Below are 3,857 nucleotides of genomic sequence, written 5' to 3' on the forward strand. Positions count from 1 at the left end.
TCATCACATTGAGATAATGCTTTTTCAACCGCTTGAACTTTAAATTCTTGTGTAAATCGACGTCTCATTTTTATCTGCCTCTATTAAAAGTTAGAGGCGACAACTATCCTGACACAGGGGGATAGTAAACCAAGAGGGGGGAGGTGAGTAAATGACATCGCACATGGTAAAACAATCCAATCAAGGCCTATTGTTGCTCAGAAAAAGACAGGTATGTGGCACAAGTAAAGTCGACCAAAATGGAAACACATGCTAAAAATATTTAGCCCGTATTTCGCTTTTTAGACAAACTTCACAAAAGTGCCCTAGCGGTCATTCAGGGATTATATTCTATCTGAAAATGTCACTGATTGACGATTTAGTAGCTATCACTTACTTCTTATTGCTTACCAACATTAATAAATTCCGCATAAACTTCTAAGTCAATTTGATCCCCAACAATCGGTATATAACTGTCCATGCCAAAGTCAGAACGTTTGATTTGACCGACCGCACTAAAACCAATGGTGTATTTTCCTGTCATCCAGTTGTCTGCTCCAACGTGAAATGTGGCTTTAAACGTCACAGGTTTGGTAACGCCTCTAAGAGTTAAATCACCTGAGAAATTAAAACTGTTATCAGATATAACTGTAACAGTGTGGCTAGTAAATGATGCTTGCGCAAAGCGCTCACTGTTAAACCAAGTATCATTTTGTAAGGTTTCTGCTAAGTCAGCATTGTTAATATCAATAGAGCTAATATCCACCACTGCGTTTAATGACGCGGCAGCCATATTATTAGGGTCAAAGTTGAGTTGTGCATCAAATTTATTAAAACGCCCTACATAGGTTGATAACCCTAAATGTTGGATTTTAAATATTAATGCAGCATGTTGACTGTCTAGCTGATATTCGCCCGCTTGAAGCGCTATCAACTCAGATTTAACAGTTGGTGCAATCCAACTCACACAACTTGTCAGTAACAGCGCAGCGCACATAACTGAGACCGAGTGTATAAATGTTCGCATTGTATTCTTTGACGCTGAGTTCATAGTAGTTAAGCCATTAGTAATGTGTTGAGTGTAGGTAAAATAAAACGTCATTTTTCATAAAATCAAAATATATAATGCCTCATATTTTCCATTTTAACCTCTCTTTTATATTCATAATGGAGTGAAGCCGCCTATTTTTCGTCTATTAATCAATCGTTTTTACATAACTTGAGCTGCGGAGTTTGAGCGAATGAAATTTAACCCTTTGGTATAATTGATGATTAATTATTAGCGTTTTGAAGCGTCCGTTATCTCAACAAACCTACAATCGATGCGAAAACCCTCGAATGTTTACTTCTCGATCAAAGCCGAACTACTCAAAATTGCAATGAGCAGTCAGTCAAGCAAGGGCGATGCAATCCCATTACTCTTAATATTAAATCCGCAACCATTAATTATTATGAAATTTAGCTAATTACTCGAGTATTCTTTACCTAATGTTTTTCTATTGTTATTTGTTTACGACTTTTCGTATCTATCTTCACAAGTCCACCAATAGGAAAGCATATATGGGGTGTTGTATGTCCAAAGTTTAAGTTATAAAGCACGGGAATTGACTCTAACTCTTGTTTAGATTGTATAATCTTTTTAAGTAAGTCTTCAGATACTTCTGACTTTAATTGAAATTTCCCAATGACTATTCCTTTAACTCTGTCGAAATGTTTTTGGTGAATTAATGATTGCAGATCTCTGTCAAAATTTGAAGGGGATGTTAACTCGTCATCTTCAAGAAATAGTACAGAATTTGTTAAGTCAGGCATAAATTCAGTTCCTTGAAGCAGATTTAAAGTACAAAGGTTGCCTCCAAGTATTTTTCCTTCAGCTTTACCATGATTTAAAACTTTTATGCCATTGTCTTTATAAAAGCTTCTTTTTTCCTGATCTAAAAACCATGAATCATCACTCCATTGTTCGGGGTTTATAACTTCATAAGGATCACTTGAGAATAAACACTTTTTAATATAATTTATTGAAAAATCAATACCTTTAAGCATCCCCAAAGTTGAATATGCAGGCCCTGAGTAAGTTATTAGTCCGGTTTTATGAAATAAGGCATTTGATAAAGCTGTAGTATCAGAATACCCACATATAATTTTTGGATTTTTTTTAACAATATTATAGTCAATATACTTTAGTAATTGATTTACATTATCGCCCCCGATAACAGTAAAGATAGCTTTTACCTTTTTATCTAGGAATGCTTCATGTAAATCTTCAATTCTTTCTTTTATAGATGAAGACGAAAAATCATCTATCGACTCACAGTTTTTTGAAAATGACAATTTGAGGCCAAGCTCTTCAAACCTTGTGTTTGCTATTTCTCGCGTCTCTTGGTCAATAATTGATAAACTTCTTGAAGGCGCAATTATCCTAACTTCATCATTCATTTTTAACTTATTGGGTATTATCAATTTACCTCCTACAAGATACTCTAAACAGCATGCACATCAAAATTGAGCGAACTTCACAGCTTTCAATAAATAGTTCCTAACTCAATACTTTCGGCTTGTCGCTCCTAGCCGCAATATGTGGCGCAGAAAAGCTTGGCTAAAATTAGGAACGAAGTGACGCGGGCTAAGCTTTTTGCGTCCCTTTCATTATTGCTTTGTTATGTGTCATCGCCATATTTGTTTGAGTTAGCTTTAATTTTTGGCATTTGAATTTGTAAAAGTATAAAAACAGGAACTAAGGGTGCAAAAGCAAGCCAAGATAGATTAAGCACAACCCAAAAATAGCTAAACCAGCACATAACCGCAATAAGCGAGAATACTTTGAGTAGTTTGGAAAATATAATGATATCGCCCATTGCGACCATTATACCACCATAAAACAATGCTCCAACTAACACAAAAGCGGGATGAGGAACTTCAATTATTTCACCCTGAAACCAATAGAAAAATTCATATCCATAACTGAATAATAAAGGTGACATGATTGTAAATGCTACAAAGACACCCCAAGAATCATTTCTGTGGTATTTAGCGTATTTATTATTTTTTTCTTGAAGTGTTTCCATATCTACCATGACACATAACGCCAACTTACGGAGTCATGTTGCAGCTTTTTGTTATGTGATTGAGCGTAATTTATGATGAATTTCATTTAATACTTCACTCCCCATTGTTTTGGTAACGAGCTCATTCAATTCACCACTTAGAAACTCTTGCCATGAAACTATCTTACATCCCGAGCAATGAGCATACCTTCCATATGCCGATATCACCGTATAATTATCCATGATTGAGGTTTCATATAATTCCCCCCCTGGATTATCGACTCTCCAACACTCAATAGCTTTAGGCGGAATATAATTCATAGTTTAAAGTGATTCTTTCACAATTTTCTGCCACTCACTAAATGACTCTGCTTCCCAATTGTTGCCAGGCTTTAAACCTTCTGGGGCGTATTCTTTCGGCTTGCCGCCAAACCAATTAAACCACTTAGAAAGACTACCGTCTGGTATCTGGACTAGTGGTACATCAAATTCTTTGATATAGAATCTGGAGCCTTCAGGAAAATCATTCTTACTTGGCAAGTTCATATTATGGCTCCCGAAGATCTCCAACATAACGAGCCTGTAGAATTACTCGCTTTTATTTTATTTTGATTAATGCTTCAACCATAGCCTAGTTCCTATTTTGATTCAATCGACAACTGACTTTCACATAAAATATAAAGGAGGATTTGCTGTTGCTTTAATTGTGCGTATTCTCATGACTTTGATCACCGATTCTCATCAGCTTTGATCACTTGATTTATCATTTTGTAGAGCCGTTTTTAAATTAGCTTAACTGATCATCATCAGTCAATTTATTTAACTGTTTTC

Annotated in this window: 4 protein-coding genes; all 4 read right to left on the reverse strand. The window is 35.5% G+C overall.

All coding sequences use genetic code 11. The features are described 5' to 3' along the window. Positions 1-379: 379 nt before the first annotated feature. Positions 380-1,006, reverse strand: a complete 627-nt coding sequence (locus H5200_RS22840; protein ID WP_259399275.1) for a YceI family protein — start codon at positions 1,004-1,006, stop codon at positions 380-382. Positions 1,007-1,464: 458 nt separating this feature from the next. Next, on the reverse strand, positions 1,465-2,418 hold the full coding sequence (locus H5200_RS22845; RefSeq protein ID WP_182717807.1) for a S66 peptidase family protein: 954 nt from the start codon (positions 2,416-2,418) through the stop codon (positions 1,465-1,467). 221 nt (positions 2,419-2,639) lie between these two features. Next, a complete protein-coding gene (locus H5200_RS22850; RefSeq protein ID WP_182739576.1) occupies positions 2,640-3,047 on the reverse strand; it encodes a hypothetical protein in 408 nt (135 codons plus the stop codon). Between the two features lie 303 nt (positions 3,048-3,350). Beyond that, the gene (locus H5200_RS22855; RefSeq protein WP_182739599.1) at positions 3,351-3,572 is read right to left on the reverse strand and encodes a hypothetical protein; all 222 of its coding nucleotides are present in this window, start codon (positions 3,570-3,572) and stop codon (positions 3,351-3,353) included. Positions 3,573-3,857 lie beyond the last annotated feature (285 nt).

Source organism: Pseudoalteromonas sp. SG43-7, assembly GCF_014164295.1.
Lineage (GTDB): Bacteria > Pseudomonadota > Gammaproteobacteria > Enterobacterales > Alteromonadaceae > Pseudoalteromonas > Pseudoalteromonas rhizosphaerae.

Excerpts from the sequence above, each read along its gene's own strand:
- H5200_RS22855 (WP_182739599.1), bottom strand. The coding sequence starts at position 3,572 with ATGAACTTGCCAAGTAAGAATGATTTTCCTGAAGGCTCCAGATTCTAT.
- H5200_RS22850 (WP_182739576.1), bottom strand. The coding sequence starts at position 3,047 with ATGGAAACACTTCAAGAAAAAAATAATAAATACGCTAAATACCACAGA.
- H5200_RS22845 (WP_182717807.1), bottom strand. The coding sequence starts at position 2,418 with ATGAATGATGAAGTTAGGATAATTGCGCCTTCAAGAAGTTTATCAATT.
- H5200_RS22840 (WP_259399275.1), bottom strand. The coding sequence starts at position 1,006 with ATGCGAACATTTATACACTCGGTCTCAGTTATGTGCGCTGCGCTGTTA.